The organism is Roseburia zhanii, assembly GCF_014287635.1.
In the GTDB taxonomy this organism is placed as follows: Bacteria; Bacillota; Clostridia; order Lachnospirales; family Lachnospiraceae; genus Roseburia_B; species Roseburia_B zhanii.
The window spans coordinates 93,745-117,299 of the sequence record NZ_JACOPH010000008.1 but is presented as its reverse complement, the minus strand read 5'-3'; the positions used below and the strand labels follow the sequence as shown (position 1 = coordinate 117,299).

Below are 23,555 nucleotides of genomic sequence, written 5' to 3'. Positions count from 1 at the left end.
AAAATATCTCTTTTTGTGAAAAATAGAAAAAAACAGGGGACGAACCACGCTGTCTGTTCCCTGTTTTTCATTTGTTTTTTGTATATTTTGACGAATCCCTTTTCATCTATATTTTCTTTACACTGTCACGGATGACCAAAGTCGATGGTACAGATATGCGGTATGGAAGGATTTCCCGTTCATCCATGTTTTTTTCTATGATCTCGACTGCCATCTGTGCCATTTCTTTCATATGTATGCGGATGCTCGAAAGCTGTGGCTGTGTCATGGAAGCTAACACACTGTCATTATAACTTAAAAGACTGAAATCTTCCGGCACCTGATAATTCTGCATCGTGAGTGCCTGCAAGATTCCCATTGCCGTAGACTCATTAAATGCAAAAAACGCTGTTGGTCTGGGACTTTCTGTGGAAAGTGCCTTTAAATAATCTGTGATCTTGCCTGCCACATCTGTTTCCCGCCATGCAATATCAATGAGCAGACCTTTGACCCCTTTTTCCATACGGTGTTTCATCTGCTCTTTAAAAATTTTGCGTCGGAGTTCTAATGCTCTTCTGCTAACCGAATCCATCGAATATTCCGGTCCTACGAATGCAATCACACGGTGTCCTGCATTGATCAAGTAATCAATCCCCTGCTGGATACCGATCTCAAAATCCGGTACTACGGAACAGAACCGTTCCGGACATGGTGAAGAATCGACAAATATGATCTTTGATGTACATGCCTCCATCGCATTGATCTGATCCTCGGAAAACTGTCCGATCGCAATCACCGCATCTAATGTCTTTGGAACAGCACTTTTATAAATCCCATTCTCCATATCATACTGCAGCATCACCGTTTCGATTTCTTTATCAAAACAGCAGTTTTCAATCTCATTTCTAAGATACAGATAATATGTATCCGATAACTGCATCTGAAGATTCTCCATCTCCACAATACCAATCTTATAATGCTCTTTGTTATTTTTTCTGTTCGTTGCATGTTTGCTGACATAATTCATCCGGAATGCTTCTTCAAGTATCATCTTTCTGGTATTATCCGTTACATTTAACGTCTTATCGTTATTTAATACCCTTGAAATCGTTGCTATCGAATATCCTGTTGCCTGTGCAAGTTCTTTTAATGTTGCCATCCTATTCTTTCTCCATTACTCTGTTCTCTATATCTGCAGATAGATTTATTTTTTTACTTTGTTTTACTAAAACAATTATACCAGCATTTGGTACAGATTACAAGAATTAAAGTTATGCTTTACAGTATCATGACAAACAACCTGTTACTGTCCACACCTAACAGAGTGACCAGCAACAATTACAGCCCATTTAAAATGCCTCTACGAGTCAGGGGCTGTAATCACACAATCATTAACACTATAGCGCATAGCTTGACAGCGCAGTGTCAAGCTTGCGTCTGAACAGTAACCAAGCAGCCTCTTTTTATTGATATAAAAAAAGGCTGCTCATGATAAAATACATTTATTGTAACTATTTACTTAATTTTGACTCACGATAGATAATATCATTTCTTCCCGGACCATTCGATACCATAGTGATCGGATAGCCGATCTGTTCTTCTACAAACTCAATGTAATTTCTACAGTTCTCTGGAAGTTCTTCATAGTTCTTGATACCACGAATGTCTGTTTTCCAGCCCGGAAGTGTTTTTAATACCGGTTTTGCGATCTCAAGTTTTCCTGTGGTCGGGAAATCGGTTGTCACTTCGCCATTGATCTCATAACCTACGCAGACTGGGATCTCATCTAAATATCCTAAAACATCTAATACGGTAAAGGCAACATCGGTCGTACCTTGCAATCTGCATCCGTATTTACTTGCTACACAGTCGAACCAGCCCATACGTCTTGGTCTTCCGGTCGTAGCACCAAATTCGCCGCCGTCACCGCCGCGTCTTCTGAGTTCATCTGCTTCGTCACCAAAGATTTCGCTGACAAATGCTCCTGCACCTACTGCGGAAGAATACGCTTTACATACCGTCACGATCTTTTTGATCTCATATGGCGGAATGCCTGCACCGATCGCACCGTAGGCAGCTAGTGTAGAAGAAGATGTTACCATTGGATAGATTCCATGGTCTGGATCTTTTAAAGTTCCTAACTGTCCTTCTAAGAGAATATTCTTGCCTTCTTTGATCGCTTTATCTAAGTAAGAAGATACATCACATACATATGGAGCTACCATATCACGGTACTCATGCATGGTATCTAATAATTCTTTTGGATCTAATAATGGTTTGTGATATAAATGCTCTAATAAGACATTCTTTGTTTCGCAGACACGCCCGATCTTTTCTTTTAAGATATCTTCTTCAAAAAGTTCATTTACCTGAAAACCGATCTTTGCATATTTATCTGAATAGAATGGTGCAATTCCTGATTTCGTAGATCCAAAAGATTTACCGCCTAAACGTTCTTCCTCATACTGATCAAATAAAATATGATACGGCATAACGATCTGTGCACGGTCAGATACTAAGATCTTTGGTGTCGGAACATCACGGTCAGTAATAGATTTGATCTCCGCAAACAATACAGGGATATTTAAAGCAACACCGTTTCCGATAATACTTGTCGTATGGCTGTAAAATACACCTGACGGCAAAGTATGGAGTGCAAATTTACCATAATCATTGACGATCGTATGTCCTGCATTTGCACCACCCTGAAAACGTACAATAATATCAGCTTCTTTTGCAAGCATATCTGTAATCTTGCCTTTTCCTTCATCTCCCCAGTTTGCACCTACAACTGCTTTTACCATTCTTCATTTCCTCCTTAAAAAAGCGGCTGTGTAAAAACACAGCCGCTACCTATCGTTCTTACTTTTTGATTATACAAAAAGGCATCTTATAAGTAAAATCAATGTTTCTTATATTAGATATAACTTGTGATTATGTGTTAGTTTTCTTCTCTTTTCGATAAAAGACGCCCTAACAGTTCTTCAGATGCTTTTGTCCGAGGAATCTTCTCATCATAAACAATGCAGAACTCCCGCTGCGGTATCTCTGATTCAAATTCTAATTCAAATAATTCCCCATCTGCTAACTGTTCCGCTGCAAAATCCCGTACCACAGATGCGATTCCAAGGCTCTTGACCGCAAACTGTATCAGCATATTGCTTGTCGCAAGTTCAAATTCCGGCTTTAACTGCACATCATACTGTTTTAAAAATTCTTCCACATAGGTCTTTGTAGAGGTACTGCCCTCTAAACACATGACCGGAAGATGCTCTAACTCTTTATAAGATAACTTTTTTCCCTGCAAGGCATGAAATTTTCTGCCTGCAACAAAAACATCCTGAATCTTACGGACCGGTATGACAGACAGATTTGCCTTTGTATTCACCGGTGTGCTCACCACACCAAAATCAATCTTTCCATCCTGCAGGTGTCGCAATGTTTCCGGTGTCGGTGCATTTGTGACCGTCACTTTGATCTTCGGATATGCTTCGTGAAATTCTTCTAAATACGAGAGCAGATAAAACTGTAAAGTCATATCACTTGCCCCAATGCGGATCTCTCCGCTTTCGAGATCAAGCATCTCTTTATATTTCTTTTCACCGAGCAGGATCGTTTCATAGCCTCTTTTGATATAGGAATACAGTACTTCACCCTCTGTTGTCAGACGAACACCTTTAGATGTACGCACAAACAACCGGCTTCCTAATGCATTTTCTAAATTCTTAACCGCCTGACTGACTGCCGGCTGGGATAATGATAATGCTTCTGCTGCTAATGTAATGCTCCGATGTCTGCTGACATAATAAAAAATGCGGTAATATTCTAAATTGATATCCATGTTACATTAATTCCGGTATCTTTTTTGAACAGGCAACTGCTAATGCTCCCGGTCCGATATGACAGGACACGCTAAGTGACAACGGATTCATAATGATCTCTGATCCTGGAAATGCTGCCTGCACTTCCTTTTTAAATTCTTCTGCTGCTTCAAGATCATGTGTATATGCCATTTCAAGGTACATATTCTTCCCTTCCGGATCATCGAACCGGTTGGTAAAATCATTCTTCATCGCATCGATCATCATGGATTTCGCCTGCTTGACTGTCCTTGCTTTTGCAAATGCGTCTAATTTTTCTCCTTGGATCTGGAGTACCGGTTTTAAACGGAGCAGTGTTCCTAACGCTGCTGCTGCCGGTGTGATACGGCCGCCTTTTTTCAGATACGCCAGTGTATCAACCATAATATAGATCGAAGATTCGAATTTCTCCCTCTCTAAGATCTCTTTGATGGCTGATGCCTGATATCCTTGTTCTGCAAGTGCTTTTGCATCTAAAACAGACTGCCGCTGGGTAACAGAGATTCTCTGGTTGTTGACAACAAATACTTTTCCATCGTAGTCTAATGCAAGCATGGCAGCCGTTTCATAAGAACTGCTCAATCCGCTTGACATCGGAATATGCACGATCTCATCATACTCTTTCAACAATTCATCCCATAACTCTGTAACACTTGCTATGGAAGGCATCGAAGTTGAGATCTCACACCCTTCTTTTAATCTGTTATAAAATTCTTCCTGCGTTAAATCCACATCTTCAAAAAATGTTTCATTATTTACAAAAAAAGGCATTGGTAATATATACACACCCAGTTCTTTCGCTTCCTGTTGTGCTATTCCACTGTTACTGTCTGAAACAACCGCAACTCTGCTCATAAAGTTTCCTCCTGTATAACGGATTATTGTTACAGTTCACAGATATCCTGCAAACCATAACTTATTTTCCATAAATCATAAAATCTAAAATTCTCTGCACATCTTCCTGTTCATGTGCAACGATCTCTAACTCTGGAATGTTTCCATTTGAAAAGATATTTGCAAGGGAAACGTACTGGCATAATTTGGATTTTAAATTTAATCTGTCACCTTCACCGGTAACTAATTCTACTGTTCCCTGACATTCGTCAATTACTTTAAAAAATGCATCTACATCTGTAATATTCTGTACTTTCATATTAATCTTCCTTTCTGTTCTGATCTGTTCTGATAATTGTATCCGGCAATCTATGTACTGTTACCGGAAACGGTCTGCTGTTTCTAAGTATAACATGACGCTCAATTATTGCAACCTTATTTCGGTAAAGACTGCTTAAAGAGTTTGTGAACGGTCTTTGATATTTTTATTAAAATTGATCACCTGATGATCATATTCTTCACTCATATAGGAAGAATGGATCATAAAATCTGCCGAAGCACGGTTATTTGCGATTGGAATGTCGTATACCTGTGCAATACGCAAAAGTGCCTTAACGTCCGGATCATGCGGCTGTGCTGTCAATGGATCTGAAAAGAATATCACAAAATCCACCTTACCTTCTACGATTTTTGCTCCGATCTGCTGGTCACCGCCTAATGGGCCGCTGTTATATCCCCGCACCGGCAGTCCTGTCTGGTCAGTGATCATTCTCGCTGTTGTTCCTGTTCCACATAGAAAATGCATCTTTAAAATGTCTGCATTTTCCCTGCACCATTCGATGAGTTCTTTCTTTTTTCCGTCATGTGCGATCAGTGCGATATTTTTCTGCTTGCCGATCGTCAATGTAATCATGTTATCGTCCATCGTCTTCTCCTTTTCTAGTCGTAACCATGCCCTATCTCTCAAGTTACTTCTGATGATTCTCACATATGCCTATTTTACCATGAATGTCTGGTTCTGAAAAGTTTTTTCTGTTTTTATGTGTGACTTCTTACCCCTTATATCAAAAAGGCCGAAGAAAGAGTGAATCTTTCTCCGGTCTGTATTCTATAGAATAATTTACATCATTCCGCCCATTCCTGCGCCACCTGCCGGTGCTGCCGGAATATCTTCTTTGATATTTGCAACTGCTGACTCTGTTGTCAGTAATGTGGATGCTACGGAAGTTGCATTCTGTAATGCACTTCTTGTAACCTTAACCGGATCAAGAATACCGCTTGCTACCATATCTACATATTCCTCTGTTGCTGCGTTAAATCCAACACCTGCTTCGGATTCTTTTACTTTATTGATGATAACTGCACCTTCGAGTCCTGCATTTGCAGCGATGTAGTATAATGGTGCCTCTAATGCTTTTAAGATTACCTTTGCACCTGTCTTTTCATCACCATCTAAGGTATCAGCTAATTTAGCAACTTCTTTTGATGCATGGATATAAGCAGAACCACCACCTGCAATGATTCCTTCTTCTACGGCTGCTCTTGTAGCATTCAAAGCATCTTCCATACGGAGTTTTGCTTCTTTCATCTCTGTTTCTGTAGCAGCACCTACACGGATAACAGCTACACCACCTGCTAATTTAGCAAGACGCTCCTGTAATTTTTCTTTGTCAAATTCAGATGTCGTTTCATCGATCTGGGAACGGATCTGTGCGATTCTTCCTTTGATTGCTTCTTTATCACCTTCACCATCAACGATCACTGTATTTTCTTTCTGGACTTTTACAGATTTTGCACGTCCTAACTGCTCTAAGGTTGTATCTTTTAATTCTAAGCCAAGTTCTTCAGAAATCACCTGACCACCTGTTAAGATAGCGATATCTTCCAGCATTGCTTTTCTTCTGTCACCATATCCCGGTGCTTTTACAGCTACAACATTGAATGTACCACGTAATTTATTTACGATAAGTGTTGTCAATGCTTCACCTTCGATATCCTCAGCAATGATTAAAAGTCTTGCTCCGCTCTGTACTACCTGCTCTAATAACGGAAGGATTTCCTGAATATTAGAAATCTTCTTATCTGTGATCAGGATATACGGATCATCTAATGCAGCTTCCATCTTATCCATATCTGTACACATATATGCGGAAACATATCCACGGTCAAACTGCATACCTTCTACTAAATCTAATTCCGTCTGCATGGTCTTTGATTCTTCGATTGTAATAACACCATCGTTTGTAACTTTTTCCATTGCATCTGCAACTAAGTTACCAACTTCTTCATCACCGGCAGAAATTGCAGCTACTTTTGCGATCTGGTCTTTGCCATTTACTTTTTCGCTCATGGCTTTCAATGCTTCTACGGCTGTATCAGTAGCTTTTTTCATACCTCTACGAAGAACGATTGGATTTGCTCCTGCCTCTAAGTTCTTCATACCTTCCTGAACCATTGCCTGTGTTAAAACAGTTGCGGTTGTTGTACCATCACCTGCAACATCATTTGTCTTTGTTGCAACTTCTTTTACCAGCTGTGCGCCCATGTTTTCAAAAGCATCTTCTAACTCGATCTCTTTTGCGATCGTAACACCATCATTTGTGATCAGTGGTGCACCAAAAGATTTGTCTAATACAACGTTTCTTCCTTTTGGTCCTAATGTAACTCTGACTGTATTTGCTAATTTATCAACACCTGCTCCTAAAGCACTTCTTGCTTCTGAACCATATTTAATTTCCTTTGCCATAATGCTTACCTCTTTCTTTTATTATTCTACAACTGCTAAAATGTCATTCTGTTTTACGATGATATATTCTGTATCTTCTAATTTTACTTCTGTTCCTGCGTATTTAGAATAAATAACTTTCTGTCCGACAGTTACCTGCATCTTTACTTCTTTTCCATCTACGATCCCACCCGGTCCTACAGCAATTACTTCTGCTTCCTGTGGTTTTTCCTGTGATTTACTTGTTAAGATAATTCCTGATTTGGTTGTTTCTTCTGCTTCTACCTGTTTCAGGACAACTCTGTCTGCTAATGGTACTAATTTCATTTGAAATGCCTCCTTATTATTTTCTGTTCTTTCTTTTTTGAGTTATTAGCACTCATTTCTTTCGAGTGCTAACTGATAGTCTTATAATATGTTTTGCAACACATTTCTGCAACCGGACTTTTTTATCCTTTTGCAATTATATTCTCATTTTTTCTCTTTTATGCTCTCGTTTTCTCGTTTTTTCTCATTTTCAGCGTTTTTTGGCTATTTTATACTTTTTTTAGAAATGCTTTATTTTGTCTTTTTAATCACTGCTTCTTTGAGTGTCTGATTACTCTCTTTCCATAGCAGTTTCAGTGTTTTCTTAAGTGCTTCCTGACTTTTTGTCCCAAGGTAATTCCGGATCTTTAAAAGGTCTACAAACTGTTTCCACTTCATATTAGCAAGATCATCTACTGTTTTGATCTCACCTTCTTCTAAGATACCAAACAGTGCATCTACAAATTCCTCACGTTCCCTGCCGTCCATCTGGTGAATCCATGCTTTTAAGGTCTTATCTAACAGCACACTCTGCTCTGTTACGGATTTTACATGGACAAATGACGGTCCTTGTACTTCCCAGCTCATTGCATCATGCTGCATCGGTCCATCATTGGAACTCTCCACGACTTCGTATTCTTCTTCATGCTCTAAGAGCATTCCAACGATCGATGATTCCGGTATGATCGTATGGATCTTTGGCAGCATTTTATGATATGCTTCTGAATTTATCATGTGCTCTGAAAATCCGGGACCATCATTGCTGTAGATCGCAATGATTTTTTTCTGAATCGATTCTTTACAGTATACGGACGCATAGACAGACAGATTCCCACCTTTCGAATGTCCGCCGACACGCACTTTTTTGTAACGGGCATTAACAACTTCATTTAAGTATTCCACGGCTTTTAACTGTCCCGGTGTCTGCTCTAAAAAACTCATGTTAAAATTTTCTTTCCAGCCGACGATCGTATTATCGGTTCCACTGTATACGACAAAAAAACTTCCGTCATCTAACCGGATCGTCATGGCACAGAACTGGGACTGCTCTTTTAAGTTAATGTCATTGATATAATTCGAAAGTTCGATATTTCCAAATCGTTTTGTCCTCGCCATTGCCCGCATCAGAAATGCAGCCATCTTTGTACTCGATACTTTTGCTTCGATCTCCTCATCGGTATGATGCTCAAAAAAGATCTTTGATGCTTCTTTTAAGGTAATGCTCTTATCTTCGTTTAATGAAGGTACGATCCCGTCAAAATCCACATATACCAGTTCTGAAAAGATCAGATTATCCACTTCATTAAATTCTGCCTGCTTAAAACTTAAATCCCCTCTCCAGAGAAGATAATCCATCATATTTGCCATAACTGCCTCCTCTAAATCAATGAAAAATATTCTAACCCTGTTTTGATCCCGTCTTCCCATAAGGATGTTGTAATATGATCTGCTGCTTCTTTAGCATCATCTGTCGCATTGCCCATTGCGATTCCATGTGCTGCATATTTTAACATTTCCACATCATTCGCACTGTCCCCGAATGCATATGTGTTTTCATGTGAAATGCCCAGATATCCGCAGACTTTTTCTATCCCACTGGCTTTTGAAAATCCTTTCGGCAAGATCTCCACAACTTGTTTTTCGTGAAAGACTAATTCATATTGGTCTGAAAGTGCCTTTTTAACTGCCGGAATGTCGCCTTTTGTAAAATCTGCACTCAGTTTATTGACTTCGTAATTCCCCGCATATTCTTTTAACGGTAAAAATTCTGTATCTAAGATCCTCTTTAAATAATCGATATATGGATCGTCCCCAAAACTTTCCTCATCTGCATACAAATAATGTTTTCCCTCTAAGATTGCCGGCATATGACAGTTTTCCAATTCTGTTAAAAGATCTGCAATCTCTTTTTGGGACAGGCTTCTCTCAAAGATCACTTCTCCATGATATTCGATATAAGTTCCACAGCCTGCCACGATCCCGTCAAATCCGATCTCCTCTAATAATTCCCTGGCACGTATCGTAGCCCGGCTTCTTCCGCTGCAGATAAATGCATAATTTCCATTTTCCTGTAACTTATGGATCGCTTCGATGGTGCTTTTAGGGATCTGCATCTGACTATCCCACAGGGTTCCGTCAATATCAAAAAATACTGCTGTTTTCATTTAAGATCTCCTTTTATCTGAATATTCCGTAATACGATAAAATGGTGCGAATCTGAATATTCAAATCCGCACCGTTTTCTATTCTTCATCACGACTGTCATACACATGATTACTTGCTATATATCCAATACACCAGATCAGTCCTGCAACTGTCAGTGAAGATATGCATTTGATCACATTGATCACAAGCTGCCGCAATGTCAATGTACCCAGCGTATATGCTGTTATCGTTCCCCGGATCGGCTGTATCAGCATTACCCATCCACCTACATAGACAGAAACTGCTAAACCGATCAGATATATGACAATTGCCAGACAAAATTTTATATTCCGACTCATCTCCCGATACTCCTTCTCACAACTCTCTCACTCATTGACAAGAGTATCATAACACTATTTAAGAGGTTTTTGCAAGAGTGAACCGTTTTACTGTACAGAAAGTCCTGAATATCCCAAAAGATTTTCGTCCACTTCCCTTGCCACTTCCCTGCCTTCACGGATCGCCCAGACAACTAAAGACTGTCCTCTGTGCATATCTCCTGCCGTAAATACTTTTTTGACATTTGTTGCATATTTTCCGGCTTCTGTAGCTACATTGGTTCTTTCATTCAACTGCACACCAAATGCATCTGCCACATATTTCTGCGTGCCAAGGAAACCTGCTGCGATCAGTACAAGGTCTGCATCTAATTTACCTTCTGAACCCGGCACTTCAACCATCATCATCCGTCCGGTCTTTTCATCTTTCTGGCTCTCTAATTTTACCGTCTTTACTGCTGTGACATTTCCGTTTTTGTCTTTGACAAACTCTTTTACCGTTGTCTGATAGATTCTAGGGTCTCTGCCAAACATAGCGATTGCTTCTTCCTGGCCATAATCTGTTTTGCAGACTTTCGGCCATTCCGGCCATGGATTGTTCTCTGCTCTCTCATCCGGTGCCTTCGGCATCATCTCAAGCTGTGTCACAGAAACGGCTCCATGACGGATACAGGTACCGACACAGTCATTTCCGGTATCACCACCACCAATGATCACGACTTTTTTACCTTTTGCAGAAATATATTTATTGTCTTTTAAACCAGAATCTAACAGGCTTTTTGTGGTTGCTGCCAAGAAATCTACTGCAAAATAGATTCCTTTTGCATCTCTGCCTTCGGCTTTGATATCTCTTGGATTCTTTGCACCACAGGCTAAAATAACTGCATCATAATCTTTGATGATCTTTGCTGCTTTGACATCCTTACCAACGTTTGCACCTGTGACAAATTCAACGCCTTCTTCTTTCATCACATTGATCTTACGGTCGATGATATGTTTTTCTAACTTCATATTCGGAATACCGTACATCAGAAGTCCGCCGACTCTGTCATCACGTTCATATACAGTCACTTTATGTCCACGTTTGTTAAGCTGGTCGGCTGCCGCAAGTCCGGCAGGACCGCTGCCGATCACTGCTACCTGCTTTCCGGTACGCACTCTTGGCGGTTTTGGATCGGCATATCCTTCTTCATAGGCATTTTCAATAATGCCATATTCGTTTCCTTTTACAGAAACAGGATCTCCATAGTGACCACAGGTACATGCTGCTTCACATAATGCCGGACACACTCTCGATGTAAACTCCGGGAAGTTATTCGTCTTTTTCAGACGGTTATATGCCTGCTCTAAATTGCCGGTGTATACCAGATCATTCCATTCCGGTACTAAGTTGTGAAGCGGACAGCCGCTTGTCATACCCATGATATTCATTCCTGCCTGACAGAACGGCACGCCACAGTTCATACATCTTGCAGCTTGTTTTCTCTGTTCTTCCTGTGAAAGAGGGGTGTGAAATTCGCAAAAATCCTTAATACGCTCCTTTGGACTCACCGCTGCTGCTGTTTTTCTCTCATACTCCATAAATCCTGTTGGTTTTCCCATCTTGCGTCCCCTCCTTAATTCCTTGTATTTGCATAAAATGCTTCAATCTGTGCCTGCTCTGAGGAAAGACCTTTTTCTTCCATCTGGACGATCGCCATCATCATGCGGTTATAATCATATGGGATGATCTTCTTAAATTTCGGCAGATATTCGCTGAAATTATCTAATACCTCTTTTCCTTTTTCGGAATTTGTAAAAGCAACATGTTCTTTGATCATCTCTTTTAATTCCATAACGTCATATTTGTTTGACACTTCTTCGGAAAATACCATTTCTTTGTTCATCTTTGTATACAGATCGTTATCTTCATCTAATACATAAGCGATACCGCCGCTCATACCTGCTGCAAAGTTCTTTCCAGTCTTACCTAAGACTACAACACGACCGCCTGTCATATATTCACAGCCATGATCGCCAACACCTTCTACAACGGCTGTTGCACCGGAGTTACGGACACAGAAACGCTCGCCTGCGACACCACTGATAAATGCTTTACCGCTTGTCGCACCGTATAATGCAACGTTACCGATAATGATATTGTCTTCTGTCTTAAACTTCACACCGGTTGGTGCATAGACAACTAATTTTCCACCGGAAAGTCCTTTTCCAAAGTAGTCATTCGAATCACCTACAAGCTCTAATGTCAGTCCTTTCGGGATAAATGCACCAAAGCTCTGTCCGCCGGCTCCATTACATTTTACAACGAAGCTGTCTTCTTCTAAGCTGTCACCGTACTGTTTTGTGATCTCTGAACCAAAGATCGTACCAAACGAACGGTCTGTATTTGTGACATCTACATTGATGCTGCGTTTCTGTCCGCTTGCAAGTGCATCTTTTAACTGTTTTAAGAGAACGGTCACATCTTTTGTCTTGTCTAATTTAAAGTCATAGACATGTTTTGGATCAAAAGTTACTTTTTCCTTAGGACCTGCAAATGGGTTATTTAAGATCTTAGAAAGATCTAATTCTTTTTCTCTGCCGGTCAAATCTTCTCTTACCTTTAAGAGATCGCTGCGTCCTACCATTTCATCTAAAGTATGGCAGCCTAATTTTGCCATATATTCTCTTAATTCTTCTGCGATAAAGCGCATGAAGTTCTCTACATATTCCGGTTTTCCTGCAAAACGTTTTCTAAGTTCCGGATTCTGTGTTGCGATTCCTGCCGGACAGGTATCTAAGTTGCAGACACGCATCATTACACATCCTAAAGTTACTAACGGTGCAGTTGCAAAACCAAATTCTTCTGCCCCAAGCAGTGCTGCAACAGCAACATCACGACCACTCATCAGCTTGCCGTCGGTTTCGATACGGACTTTATTACGGAGTCCATTCATGATCAGTGTCTGATGTGTTTCTGCAAGTCCTAACTCCCATGGCAGACCTGCATTGTGAATGGAACTCTTTGGTGCTGCACCCGTACCACCATCATAACCGGAGATCAAAACAACCTGTGCTCCTGCTTTTGCAACACCTGCTGCGACTGTTCCGACACCTGCTTCGGATACTAATTTTACAGTGATCCTAGCATTGCGGTTTGCATTCTTAAGGTCATAGATCAACTGCTCTAAATCCTCGATGGAATAGATATCATGGTGTGGCGGCGGTGAGATCAAAGATACGCCCGGTGTGGAAAGTCTTGTCTTTGCAATCCACGGATATACTTTTTTACCAGGAAGATGTCCACCCTCACCCGGTTTTGCACCCTGTGCCATCTTGATCTGGATCTCATCGGCACTGACTAAGTAACGGCTGGTAACACCAAATCGTCCGGATGCAACCTGTTTGATCGCTGAACAGCGGTTTACCCTGCTGTTTTTACTATCCATACGTTCTGCATCTTCTCCACCTTCACCGGAGTTGGATTTTCCATGCAGACGGTTCATAGCGATCGCTAATGTTTCATGTGCTTCCTGTGAAATAGAACCGTAAGACATTGCACCTGTCTTAAATCTTGTAACGATCGAATCCACACTTTCTACTTCTTCGATCGGAACACCTTTTTTCGGATAATTGAAATCCATCAGTCCGCGGATATTTGCATCTTTTTCTTCTGCATTGACTAACTGCGTATACTGCTTAAACAGGCTGTAATCTCCACGTTTGGTAGATTCCTGTAAAAGATGGATCGTTGCAGGATTATACAAATGGGAATCCGCACCGCTTCTCATCTTATGACGGCCCCTGCTGTCTAAGGTCAGGTCTGTTTCTAATCCTAATGGATCATATGCTAAGGAATGAAGTGCATCGACATCTTCTGCAATATCATTTAAGTTAATACCACCGATACGGCTGACTGTATCTGTAAAATATTTATCGATCACATCTTTATCAATTCCGATTGCTTCAAAGATCTTAGAACCCTGATAAGACTGAATGGTAGAAATACCCATCTTTGATGCAATCTTGACAATACCATTGATGATCGCCTGATTGTAATCATGGATCGCAGCATAATAATCTTTGTCTAACATATGTTCATCAATCAGCTGTTTTACAGTATCCTGTGCAAGATATGGGTTGATCGCACAGGCTCCATATCCTAACAATGTCGCAAAATGATGTACTTCTCTTGGTTCTCCGGATTCAAGGATCATGGCAACTGCTGTTCTCTTTTTCGTCTTTACTAAATGCTGCTGTAAACCGGATACCGCAAGCAGTGACGGGATCGGTACATGGTTCTCATCGACACCACGGTCAGAAAGGATCAGGATATTTGCTCCATCTCTGTATGCTCTGTCTGCTTCTACAAACAGATGATCGACCGCTTTTTCAAGGCTTGTATTTTTGTAATATATAATAGGAAGAACTGCTACTTTAAATCCTTCTACATTCATGGATTTAATCTTCATAATATCGGTATTTGTAAGGATCGGGTTGTTTACCTTTAATACCTGACAGTTGATTGCTTTTTCCTCTAATAAGTTACCGTCTTCTCCGATATAAACCGTTGTGGAAGTAACGACTTTCTCACGGATAGAATCGATTGGCGGGTTTGTTACCTGCGCAAACAACTGTTTAAAGTAGTTGAACAACGGCTGATGGTCACCTGCTAATGCTGCAAGCGGTGTATCAATACCCATTGCCGAAGTACCCTCGCCTCCATTTTTTGCCATCGGAAGGATTGCATCTTTTAAAGACTCATAAGTATAACCGAACGCTTTCTGCATTCTCTGGCGTTCTTCTTTGGAATATTCCGGTACACGTTCGTTCGGGATCTTTAAGTTTTCAAGGCAGATCAGATTCCGGTCTAACCATTCACCATACGGCTGTTTGCCGGCATACGTTTCTTTTAATTCTTCATCATCAATGATGCGTCCCTGCCTGGTATCTACTAAGAGCATTTTGCCCGGACGAAGTCTTTCTTTTGCAACGATCTTCGTCGGATCAATATCTAAAACGCCAACCTCAGAAGAAAGGATCAGATAATCATCGTCCGTCACATAATATCTTGAAGGACGCAGACCGTTACGGTCAAGGATCGCACCCATCACATCTCCATCAGAAAACAGGATCGATGCAGGACCATCCCATGGCTCCATCATCGTTGCGTAATACTGATAGAAATCTTTTTTCTTCTGTGGCATTGCCGCATTGTTTGCCCATGGTTCCGGGATCATGATCATAACAGCAAGTGGAAGATCCATACCACTCATCACTAAGAACTCTAATGTATTATCTAACATAGCGGAGTCAGAACCTTCACTATTGATAACCGGAAGGACTTTCTGGAGTTCTCCTTTTAAATGTTCTGATTCCATGGTTTCCTCGCGGGCAAGCATCTTATCTGCATTACCTTTGATGGTATTGATCTCACCGTTATGTACGATAAAACGGTTTGGATGTGCACGTTCCCAGCTTGGATTTGTATTCGTTGAGAAACGGGAATGTACAGTTGCGATCGCAGATTCATAATCTTTATCCTGTAAATCTGCAAAGAACAGACGTAACTGTTCTACTAAGAACATTCCTTTGTAGACGATCGTTCTGCTTGAAAAAGAAACGACATATGTATCATCATTTGACTGTTCAAAGACACGTCTTGCTACATAGAGTTTCCGGTCAAAATCGATTCCTTTTGCTACATTTTCCGGTCTTTTTACAAATCCCTGCATGATATATGGCATACAGTCAACTGCTTTTTGTCCAAGTTTTGTCGGATCTGTCGGAACCTCTCTCCAGCCTAAAAATTCCATGCCTTCCTTTTTCACGATGACTTCAAACATCTTCTTTGCCTGATTCCGTTTCAGTTCATCCTGCGGAAAGAAGAACATTCCGATTCCGTAATCTCTTTCCTCTCCAAGTTCGATTCCAAGAGGTTTTACTGCTTTAGAGAAGAATTTATGTGAAATCTGCAAAAGAATACCGACACCATCACCTGTCTTTCCTTCTGCATCTTTACCAGCTCTGTGTTTTAAGTTCTCTACGATTTTTAATGCATTCGCAACTGTATCATGTGTTTTGATACCTTTGATATTGACGACTGCACCGATACCGCAGTTATCATGTTCAAACCGTGGATCATACATACCCTGTGCTGTTGCATTACTTTCATTCTGCTGTTTCATAGCTTCATCCCTTTCCTTCATGCTTTTTCTACAAAAAATGATACATGATTTTTTCTCTCATGTAAATAACTTTTTTCTTCTTGTTGTCTGATAATACGACTTTTCATAACTTTTATTTCGTATTATCTGATAATATATGCGAATTTTTGTTTTGTTTGATCGTTATAGAAACAATTATAATTGATAATTTTTAAAAAGTTTTTAAAAAAACAGGTGCAATATGCACCTGTTTTGTAAATTGTGTCTGAATTGTGTGTCAACTACGACCAATTCATTCAGTGACTTATTCTATTTTTTGTTGGCTGAGATAATCCTGTATCTCATTTAAAACCATACGAGCGATTGATTGCATCCTTGTAGAAAGTATCCCTTAAACAATTTTCCGCAACCTTTAATGTGTCTTTGGATTCTTGAATACGATATTTGCACAGATCCACTTGTCGATTATCCATTCAGTACAATTCCCTCCTTTTTCACATTATCATAAAAAGGCAATGCCCCCAGCCAGTAATTAAATTGTTCTTCGTTCTTTATTACAACGCTTATATCCACAAAATATTCCATTTGAAATTCAAAAGCCACATTGAATATAGTATCTTCAACTTTTTCTATTTCTTCATCACTAAGTGTGGTTAAAATCATTATATCAATATCTGAATTATCTGTATAATCTCCGCGGGCAAAAGAACCATATAAAATAACTTTTGTCAGACTATCACCTAAGATTCTTTGCACTTGCCCTGAAAACTCCAAAATAATATCCCTCTTATCCTTCATACTACATTCACCTTCTCAAAACAAACTTCCACTTTCATACTATATACCTTTTACTTCACATTTATGGTATTCACTTTCCATACCCCGATTCCTGTGATAAAAAGCATCAGTACTGTAACTACGATCCAGATTACCATATGATTGTCCATTCCTGCAAACACATTCGTTTCTGCACGCAGTACAGAGGTAAGATTGGCTGCCATATGTGCTGCCACTGCTCCGGCGATATTGCCTGATCTTTCCACAAACCATGCCAATAGCAGTCCAAATACTGCTGCATAGACAAACTGCACCAGATTCATGTGTACCGCACCAAAGATCACTGCTGAACCGATCACTGCTGCCTTCACACCAAAGGAATCCTTGATCCTTCCATATACGATCCCTCTGTATAATAATTCTTCAACAAAAGGAATCACAATACACAGAGCAAGAATCTCAAGCGGAAGTCTGCCGGTATAAAAAGTCTGTTCTACCTGCTGATAAGAAGCTGAGTGTTCGGCAAGTTTTACCATACCAAGCAGATTGTTCCATGCTACCGCAAAACAGCCGCCTATGACAAACATCCATACCACCTGTTTTATCCGGATACCGGCACAGAGCATTTTGCACTGTTTCCAAAACGGCAGATTTCCCTCTACTGTTCCACGCATCATCTGATCCGGATAATAAAACGAATATAAAAATGGAATTGATACGAATGATGTGATGAGCTGCCGTAACAGCTTACTGTTCAAATCTGCCGGAAGTATAAAATCTAACATAAACAATGTAACTGCTGTTACGACAAAATAAATAGCGACCGGATAGATCACATTCCAGATCCTCATTGATTTAGAGAGTTTCAATGTAATCTGCCACCTCCTTTGCCGAATCACATATAAAAACGGCTCCAGCTTTTTTTAATTCTTCTGCTGTTCCAAAGCCATAGGTGACACCGATGCAGGGGATCTCTGCCTCTTTTGCACCGATCGCATCAAACTTTGTATCACCGATCAGTATCGTATCTTCCCGTTTCATGCCATTCTCTTTAAATACATGCTCTAAAACCTGTTTTTTGGTACTGATACTTCCATCTAATGCAGCACCGTATACCCCGTCAAAATATGTTTCCAAATGAAAATGTTCTATGATTCGCTGACAGGCTGTTTCCGGTTTGGAAGAAGCTACTGCAAGGTGATATCCTTTACCATGTAACTCCTGAATCAGTTCTGCAACCCCTGCATACAGTTCACACTCAAAAATCCCTTCTCTGTCAAAACGTTCTCTGTATTTGACTACGGACTGTATTGCCTTTTCTTCATCAAATCCATATTTTTTCTGAAATGATTCCTTTAAAGGTGGTCCGATAAAACAGAGCAGCTCCTGCTGTGGCGGCTGCTTGATTCCCCAGAAATCAAGTACATACCGGATGCAGTTCGTAATTCCTTCTTCGGAATTGATGATCGTTCCATCCAGATCAAATAGTATATTTTTCATTTCGCGCCTCCATAAGTTCTATGCCCACTATTATAATCAATACTTTTTGGTGTGACAAGAAGATTTGCATTCATAAGTGAACAAAACAACCTCCAAACCGAGTAATTATTCTTACATCAGTTCAGAGGTTGACACAAACTTTAGGATACTCCCAACTTCTCCACTTACTTTGTCTTCTTCAGTGCTTTCTTCCAGTTACTGTACATCTTTGCAGAACCTATTTTTTTGTAAGCACGAATTCGCACATAATAATTCTTCTTTTTCTTAAGACCCTTGATGGTATACTTTGTCTTTGAAGCCTTTTTGATTGTTATCTTCTTTAAATTTTTAAATTTCCTATTCAAGGAATATTGAATTTCGTATCCAGATGCGTCAGATGACTTCTTCCATGATAACTTCAATGATTTCTTCGCTGAATTAACTTTTAATCCTTTTACAGCTTTAGGAACCTTGATGCTTGACGTCGAAGTTACTTTTGGTTCTGTTATCGGTGCTGTACCCGACTCGGTCGTTGGTCCTATGGTTGGCTCGGTCGTTGGTCCTACGGTTGGCTCGGTTGTTGGTTCTACGGTTGGCTCGGTTGTCGGTTCTACGGTTGGCTCTTGTTTTTCCTCGTTTTTACTTACAATTACGATGCTGGTAACTTGTGTTCCATCCTCTGTTGTTGCAGTAATCTCTGATGTTCCTACTGCTTTTGCAGTAATTTCACCATCATTTACAGTAGCCACCTTTTCATTGGAACTAGACCATTCACATTCAACCATAGTATCATCATATATTGCATACAAAAAATCAGTTTCATTTTCATATAAATACATATACGGCATTGACATCTTTAATTTACTCTCAGAATAATCACTAATTCCCTCAACTTTACATGCTGCAACATACGAGCCATTACTTGCATAAGCCTTCAATGTTGTAGTCCCTTTTTTCTTAATTGTAACAAGACCATTTTCAACAACAGCAATATCTTCGTCATCAGAATACCAATCTACAGTCTGCACTGTTGCATTTTCAGGGTATACACTCGCACTTATCTGAATTTGTTCATCTTTCACTCCCACAATAGATGTTTTGTCTAATGAAATATATTCCAAATCTATATCATCTGTTGAAACCTCAACATCACAATAATCAGCATACTTTCTATCTTTCGTACTAACAAATATCCTTGTCTTTCCAACATTGTTAGCATGAATGATTCCATCATTTTCTATTGATGCAATATTTTCATCCAGACTATAATACTCTACTTCCATATCAGGATCGTTATGACTTAAGAAATATGTTATTTTTTCTGTATTTCCTCGCTTCATTACATATTTCTCTTTCTTTACAACAAGAGCACCCTCGTCATCCTCTCCTGATGCAACAAGAAATGATGCCGACATCACCTCGCTTGTATTCTTATTCGGTTCAGCTGCAATATATTGTAAAAAAGTATTTTTTGAAATTATCAGTTCACCTTTATACTCTGAACTAGCCTGTGTTGGAATAGTACCATCTGTTGAATAGTATATTTTTGCATTTTCCGGTGCACTCAAATGTATTTTTTTACTTTCTGTAAACACTCCCGACTCAGTATCACAAGTTGGATTGTCAGTTGTTTCAATGTACTTGTATATTGGGTAAATATCAACATCTGATTTCACACCAATAAATCCGTATTCATTCCAACCATCAAATACCATTCCGTTAATTTTGTCAGCCTCAGGCTCCATTGCATCATTTAAATATTCGACATCTTGAGAGCTGATAACCTCTCCATCATTATTAAAGAACCTAACTTTAAATGTCTTTATTTTATAATTAGCAGACAAAATGGTATTGTCAGTTACATTTGTTATTGTTTTACCATCCGGAGTTGTCCAATTTACAAAATCGTATCCTTCAATCTCTTTAATTTCAGGATAAGAAACCGGATCTCCGTAACTAAATACTTCTGTATATGCTTCCTTTGTTTCCCAGTTTACAAAAGCTACACTGTACTTGTTTTTCGCATATTGAGCAGTAATTTCCATATCATCTCTGATATTTGTAACACCATAATCCCATCCAATGAAAGTATAGTTTTGTTCTTCTGGTGCTTTTGGAGAAGTTGCACTATGACCTAATGTAACAGTCTGTGTATCAATTATTTCTCCGTTCATCCCCTTAAATATGACAGTATACTTAGGTTTTGGAGCTTCAATTGTTTCCAGATAAAAAGGTTCATCTCCTCCTTCTATCGCCATCATGACTTTATAATCGCCTGTTTTTTCACTAATCTCCTGTCTGCATACAAATTTATGTGAAAAACTTCCGTCTTCATTAATTGTGACTTTTCCAACATACTCATTATTAGAGTCAGAAGGTTCATCTCCTTTGTATACTTGAATTAAAGCTTCTTTTCCCGCTAATAAGGAATCAACACTGCCATTAATTGTATATTCTTTTCCTTCGTTATTCTCTAAATCCGTCATTTTAGCTCTATAACGGTACGTTGTTCTTGACTCCACCTCTTTAGAAGAATTTGCATTTACCTCATCAGTCGTCCAATCAGACCAGTCATCCCACTTTGACCATTTATATGAATATCCTTTTGTAGCATCTCTGTAACGATATTCTTTGTGACTTGTAGCAGGAACAGAATATTCTTGCTTTAAGAACCAGCATTCCGATCTAAAATTACATCCATAATCCCCAATATAATACTTTGTCTGTCCATTATATGAACCTATGGCTCTCATCTTCAAAGAATCATAACTATTTTCACAATACTCATAATAAATCATTCCACCTTCATTATAATATGAGAAAGCAAGCTTATTAGGATCCTTCCAATAATAGAATATTCTTCTTGAATATCCATCATTATTAGACACATCCTTTGATTGAACTTCGCGTTTTGTATTTATTGTTTCGCTTGGACTATATGCAGTTCTTGACCATCCACTCCATGAACCATAGTTCCAGTCAGTATCAAATATCGTATCTACCAGATTCCAGCCTTCATTCACAGAATTTCTGGTTGTAGCTGTTAATAGATTTCTATACCTGTACTCAGTTCTATTTTCCACCTCAACTTTTTCGCCCGGATTAGTCGGAATCCAATCACTCCATTCTCGTTCAAGTTCGTATGAAACTGTTTGCGAATATGGAATACCTGACGAAAATCTATCAACAATGTACAAACTGACATTTGTAGCTACTCCGTCATATGGTATGTACATTTCCAAATTTTTTCGATATTCAGCCTTATCCAATGAAAAAGCTCCTGATTCTGTTGAATTTATAAGTTTTCCAGTAGATGTTCTTAATGAAAATATTCCTCTGCATCTTGTTCGTTTATCAGGATTATTCTTTATATTGTAATTTACAATATATCCATCTTCCTTAAAAATACAACTATTTATTTCAACCAAAACCGGAAGATCATTATTTTTCCAGACATAACAAGCTTTTACAGTAACATTTCCCTGAACATTTTTATAATCCTCATTATCCCAGCCAGCGAAAACATATCCGGCTTCAGCTTCAGGTGGAGTCGGTGCAATAGCATCATTCTCGTATAAAACAGATTGTGTATCAACAATATTGCCATCTTTATCTACAAATGTTACTTTATACGAATTTCTTTTAAATTGTGCAACAATTGTCCTATCAGATGTCACATTACTATATTCACCTTTCCATCCAGTAAATGTATGCCCTTTTCTGCTGATTCCTGTCGGTGCAATTGCTGAATACCCATATCTTACTGTTTGCTCGCATAATAAGTTTTCCTTATTATCTTTATCATATTCTACAAAACGAACCTTACTAGGATTATGAGCTACAATGGTTTTATTAAGAACAGCTGTATCGCTATTCACTCCCCCTCGTGCGAAACCTGTTATTTGATACTCTCCCTCACCAGGCAGAGAAAAGGCTATCGATGTTGCATTTGCTGAATCTGTAGTCTGAGTTTTTGTATAACTTCCACCTTTTGTCTGGGTAATCGTCATTGAATAACCACTATAAGCAGCAGCATCTGCCCCCCAACATACTGTAACCGCATCTCCAACCGCATAATCTGTTTTAGATGTACTCAATGATGGAGTATTCGGCTTTTCAGTCCCTGTGGTTCTGTCATTAATCCAATCCGTATAATATCTGGTTCCATTCACATCGGCATATACTTGCCATCCATACACATGACCCGGTCTAAGGCTAATCCCTACTTCCGTATTAAGATTGTATTCGATACTACCCTCAGATACGTATTGATTAATAGGATAAAACACTTCTTCTTTTCTGCCAATTATATTGTTGCCATCTCTCACTTGAATTCCACATACAGAAATTCTTTTTCTGCCGGGATTGTATACCTTCGCTTTACAAACCATATTGGTATCATACTTATCAGCCCAAATAGCTTTCACAGAGGCATTTTTTACCGGTTGAGATTGTGGCAGAGATGGTGAAACATTACCACTCCCACTATAATGATATCCATAGGAAAACTTCATATCTTTAATATTATATCTATTATTTTGAATATGAACTACCCCCGGGCCATAATTGCCTTCCGCTACATGCAGCCAATTCTCACTTCTTCCTATTACAGCAAACCAATGCTGATTGCTCTTACTCACATACCAATGTCCAACATCTCCTGTATTCAGTTCATATTTATTTGTAAATTTTGAGCCCTCATGTAAAGATACACCATGTACATAAAGAGTAAAATCCCTTACATATGCATTACATCCGGTTCCTAACCCCTTCTCAATCTTAAATTCGGGGTCTTTTAACTTCCCCCAACTAACTCCGTTTTTCCATCTGTCATCCTTAATAAATTCTGCAATACTGCCCCTATCTTTTGCCATTACAAAACCAGCCCTACATACCGGGATACTCGTCAATAAAATTGCAAAAACAAGCAGTCTAGAAATCCATCTTCTAATTTTTTTCATATTCT

Annotated in this window: 17 protein-coding genes; all 17 read right to left on the bottom strand. The window is 39.3% G+C overall.

The features are described 5' to 3' along the window. Positions 1–106: 106 nt before the first annotated feature. On the bottom strand, positions 107–1,138 hold the full coding sequence (locus tag H8S17_RS10475; protein ID WP_186867271.1) for a LacI family DNA-binding transcriptional regulator: 1,032 nt from the start codon (positions 1,136–1,138) through the stop codon (positions 107–109). Positions 1,139–1,490: 352 nt separating this feature from the next. Next, the gene (locus H8S17_RS10470; RefSeq protein ID WP_186867270.1) at positions 1,491–2,783 is read right to left on the bottom strand and encodes an adenylosuccinate synthase; all 1,293 of its coding nucleotides are present in this window, start codon (positions 2,781–2,783) and stop codon (positions 1,491–1,493) included. Between the two features lie 137 nt (positions 2,784–2,920). Next, entirely contained in the window at positions 2,921–3,820 is a 900-nt protein-coding gene (locus H8S17_RS10465; RefSeq protein WP_186867269.1) for a LysR family transcriptional regulator, read from the bottom strand. Between the two features lies 1 nt (position 3,821). Further along, the gene (locus H8S17_RS10460; protein WP_186867268.1) at positions 3,822–4,694 is read right to left on the bottom strand and encodes a DegV family protein; all 873 of its coding nucleotides are present in this window, start codon (positions 4,692–4,694) and stop codon (positions 3,822–3,824) included. A 61-nt stretch (positions 4,695–4,755) separates the two neighbouring features. Further along, positions 4,756–4,992 carry a polya polymerase gene (locus tag H8S17_RS10455; RefSeq protein ID WP_178051195.1) on the bottom strand — a complete coding sequence of 79 codons (237 nt, stop codon included), beginning with the start codon at positions 4,990–4,992 and terminating at the stop codon, positions 4,756–4,758. 135 nt (positions 4,993–5,127) lie between these two features. Next, positions 5,128–5,598 carry a methylglyoxal synthase gene (locus tag H8S17_RS10450; protein WP_186867267.1) on the bottom strand — a complete coding sequence of 157 codons (471 nt, stop codon included), beginning with the start codon at positions 5,596–5,598 and terminating at the stop codon, positions 5,128–5,130. 195 nt (positions 5,599–5,793) lie between these two features. Next, the gene (gene groL, locus H8S17_RS10445) at positions 5,794–7,419 is read right to left on the bottom strand and encodes a chaperonin GroEL (protein ID WP_186867266.1); all 1,626 of its coding nucleotides are present in this window, start codon (positions 7,417–7,419) and stop codon (positions 5,794–5,796) included. A gap of 21 nt (positions 7,420–7,440) precedes the next feature. Further along, complete coding sequence (locus H8S17_RS10440; protein ID WP_178051192.1) at positions 7,441–7,725, bottom strand: co-chaperone GroES; 285 nt, start codon at positions 7,723–7,725, stop codon at positions 7,441–7,443. A gap of 231 nt (positions 7,726–7,956) precedes the next feature. Beyond that, entirely contained in the window at positions 7,957–9,072 is a 1,116-nt protein-coding gene (locus H8S17_RS10435; RefSeq protein WP_186867265.1) for a DUF2974 domain-containing protein, read from the bottom strand. An 11-nt stretch (positions 9,073–9,083) separates the two neighbouring features. Further along, the gene (locus H8S17_RS10430; protein WP_186867264.1) at positions 9,084–9,869 is read right to left on the bottom strand and encodes a Cof-type HAD-IIB family hydrolase; all 786 of its coding nucleotides are present in this window, start codon (positions 9,867–9,869) and stop codon (positions 9,084–9,086) included. A gap of 78 nt (positions 9,870–9,947) precedes the next feature. Continuing rightward, positions 9,948–10,208, bottom strand: coding sequence for a phospho-N-acetylmuramoyl-pentapeptide-transferase (locus H8S17_RS10425; RefSeq protein ID WP_186867263.1), 261 nt, complete (start codon positions 10,206–10,208; stop codon positions 9,948–9,950). Between the two features lie 87 nt (positions 10,209–10,295). Continuing rightward, positions 10,296–11,789 carry a glutamate synthase subunit beta gene (locus H8S17_RS10420; protein ID WP_186867262.1) on the bottom strand — a complete coding sequence of 498 codons (1,494 nt, stop codon included), beginning with the start codon at positions 11,787–11,789 and terminating at the stop codon, positions 10,296–10,298. A gap of 14 nt (positions 11,790–11,803) precedes the next feature. Further along, positions 11,804–16,354 carry a glutamate synthase large subunit gene (gltB, locus tag H8S17_RS10415; RefSeq protein ID WP_186867261.1) on the bottom strand — a complete coding sequence of 1,517 codons (4,551 nt, stop codon included), beginning with the start codon at positions 16,352–16,354 and terminating at the stop codon, positions 11,804–11,806. 444 nt (positions 16,355–16,798) lie between these two features. After that, the gene (locus tag H8S17_RS10410; RefSeq protein WP_178051426.1) at positions 16,799–17,131 is read right to left on the bottom strand and encodes a nucleotidyltransferase domain-containing protein; all 333 of its coding nucleotides are present in this window, start codon (positions 17,129–17,131) and stop codon (positions 16,799–16,801) included. Between the two features lie 50 nt (positions 17,132–17,181). Next, positions 17,182–17,979: a CPBP family intramembrane glutamic endopeptidase gene (locus H8S17_RS10405; RefSeq protein ID WP_186867260.1), complete on the bottom strand. Its 798-nt coding sequence runs from the start codon at positions 17,977–17,979 to the stop codon at positions 17,182–17,184. Continuing rightward, positions 17,966–18,610: an HAD hydrolase-like protein gene (locus H8S17_RS10400; protein WP_186867259.1), complete on the bottom strand. Its 645-nt coding sequence runs from the start codon at positions 18,608–18,610 to the stop codon at positions 17,966–17,968. Before H8S17_RS10400 ends, H8S17_RS10405 begins: the two co-directional genes overlap by 14 nt. 164 nt (positions 18,611–18,774) lie before the next feature. Next, entirely contained in the window at positions 18,775–23,550 is a 4,776-nt protein-coding gene (locus H8S17_RS10395; RefSeq protein ID WP_186867258.1) for an InlB B-repeat-containing protein, read from the bottom strand. Positions 23,551–23,555 lie beyond the last annotated feature (5 nt).

What these genes read in the sequence shown, in the direction of transcription:
- H8S17_RS10460 (WP_186867268.1), bottom strand. Translation starts at nt 4,694, where the DNA reads ATGAGCAGAGTTGCGGTTGTTTCAGACAGTAACAGTGGAATAGCACAA.
- H8S17_RS10425 (WP_186867263.1), bottom strand. Translation starts at nt 10,208, where the DNA reads ATGAGTCGGAATATAAAATTTTGTCTGGCAATTGTCATATATCTGATC.
- H8S17_RS10400 (WP_186867259.1), bottom strand. Translation starts at nt 18,610, where the DNA reads ATGAAAAATATACTATTTGATCTGGATGGAACGATCATCAATTCCGAA.
- H8S17_RS10440 (WP_178051192.1), bottom strand. Translation starts at nt 7,725, where the DNA reads ATGAAATTAGTACCATTAGCAGACAGAGTTGTCCTGAAACAGGTAGAA.
- H8S17_RS10435 (WP_186867265.1), bottom strand. Translation starts at nt 9,072, where the DNA reads ATGGCAAATATGATGGATTATCTTCTCTGGAGAGGGGATTTAAGTTTT.
- H8S17_RS10475 (WP_186867271.1), bottom strand. Translation starts at nt 1,138, where the DNA reads ATGGCAACATTAAAAGAACTTGCACAGGCAACAGGATATTCGATAGCA.
- gltB (WP_186867261.1), bottom strand. Translation starts at nt 16,354, where the DNA reads ATGAAACAGCAGAATGAAAGTAATGCAACAGCACAGGGTATGTATGAT.
- H8S17_RS10410 (WP_178051426.1), bottom strand. Translation starts at nt 17,131, where the DNA reads ATGAAGGATAAGAGGGATATTATTTTGGAGTTTTCAGGGCAAGTGCAA.
- H8S17_RS10450 (WP_186867267.1), bottom strand. Translation starts at nt 5,598, where the DNA reads ATGGACGATAACATGATTACATTGACGATCGGCAAGCAGAAAAATATC.
- H8S17_RS10430 (WP_186867264.1), bottom strand. Translation starts at nt 9,869, where the DNA reads ATGAAAACAGCAGTATTTTTTGATATTGACGGAACCCTGTGGGATAGT.
- H8S17_RS10470 (WP_186867270.1), bottom strand. Translation starts at nt 2,783, where the DNA reads ATGGTAAAAGCAGTTGTAGGTGCAAACTGGGGAGATGAAGGAAAAGGC.
- H8S17_RS10455 (WP_178051195.1), bottom strand. Translation starts at nt 4,992, where the DNA reads ATGAAAGTACAGAATATTACAGATGTAGATGCATTTTTTAAAGTAATT.
- groL (WP_186867266.1), bottom strand. Translation starts at nt 7,419, where the DNA reads ATGGCAAAGGAAATTAAATATGGTTCAGAAGCAAGAAGTGCTTTAGGA.
- H8S17_RS10420 (WP_186867262.1), bottom strand. Translation starts at nt 11,789, where the DNA reads ATGGGAAAACCAACAGGATTTATGGAGTATGAGAGAAAAACAGCAGCA.
- H8S17_RS10395 (WP_186867258.1), bottom strand. Translation starts at nt 23,550, where the DNA reads ATGAAAAAAATTAGAAGATGGATTTCTAGACTGCTTGTTTTTGCAATT.
- H8S17_RS10465 (WP_186867269.1), bottom strand. Translation starts at nt 3,820, where the DNA reads ATGGATATCAATTTAGAATATTACCGCATTTTTTATTATGTCAGCAGA.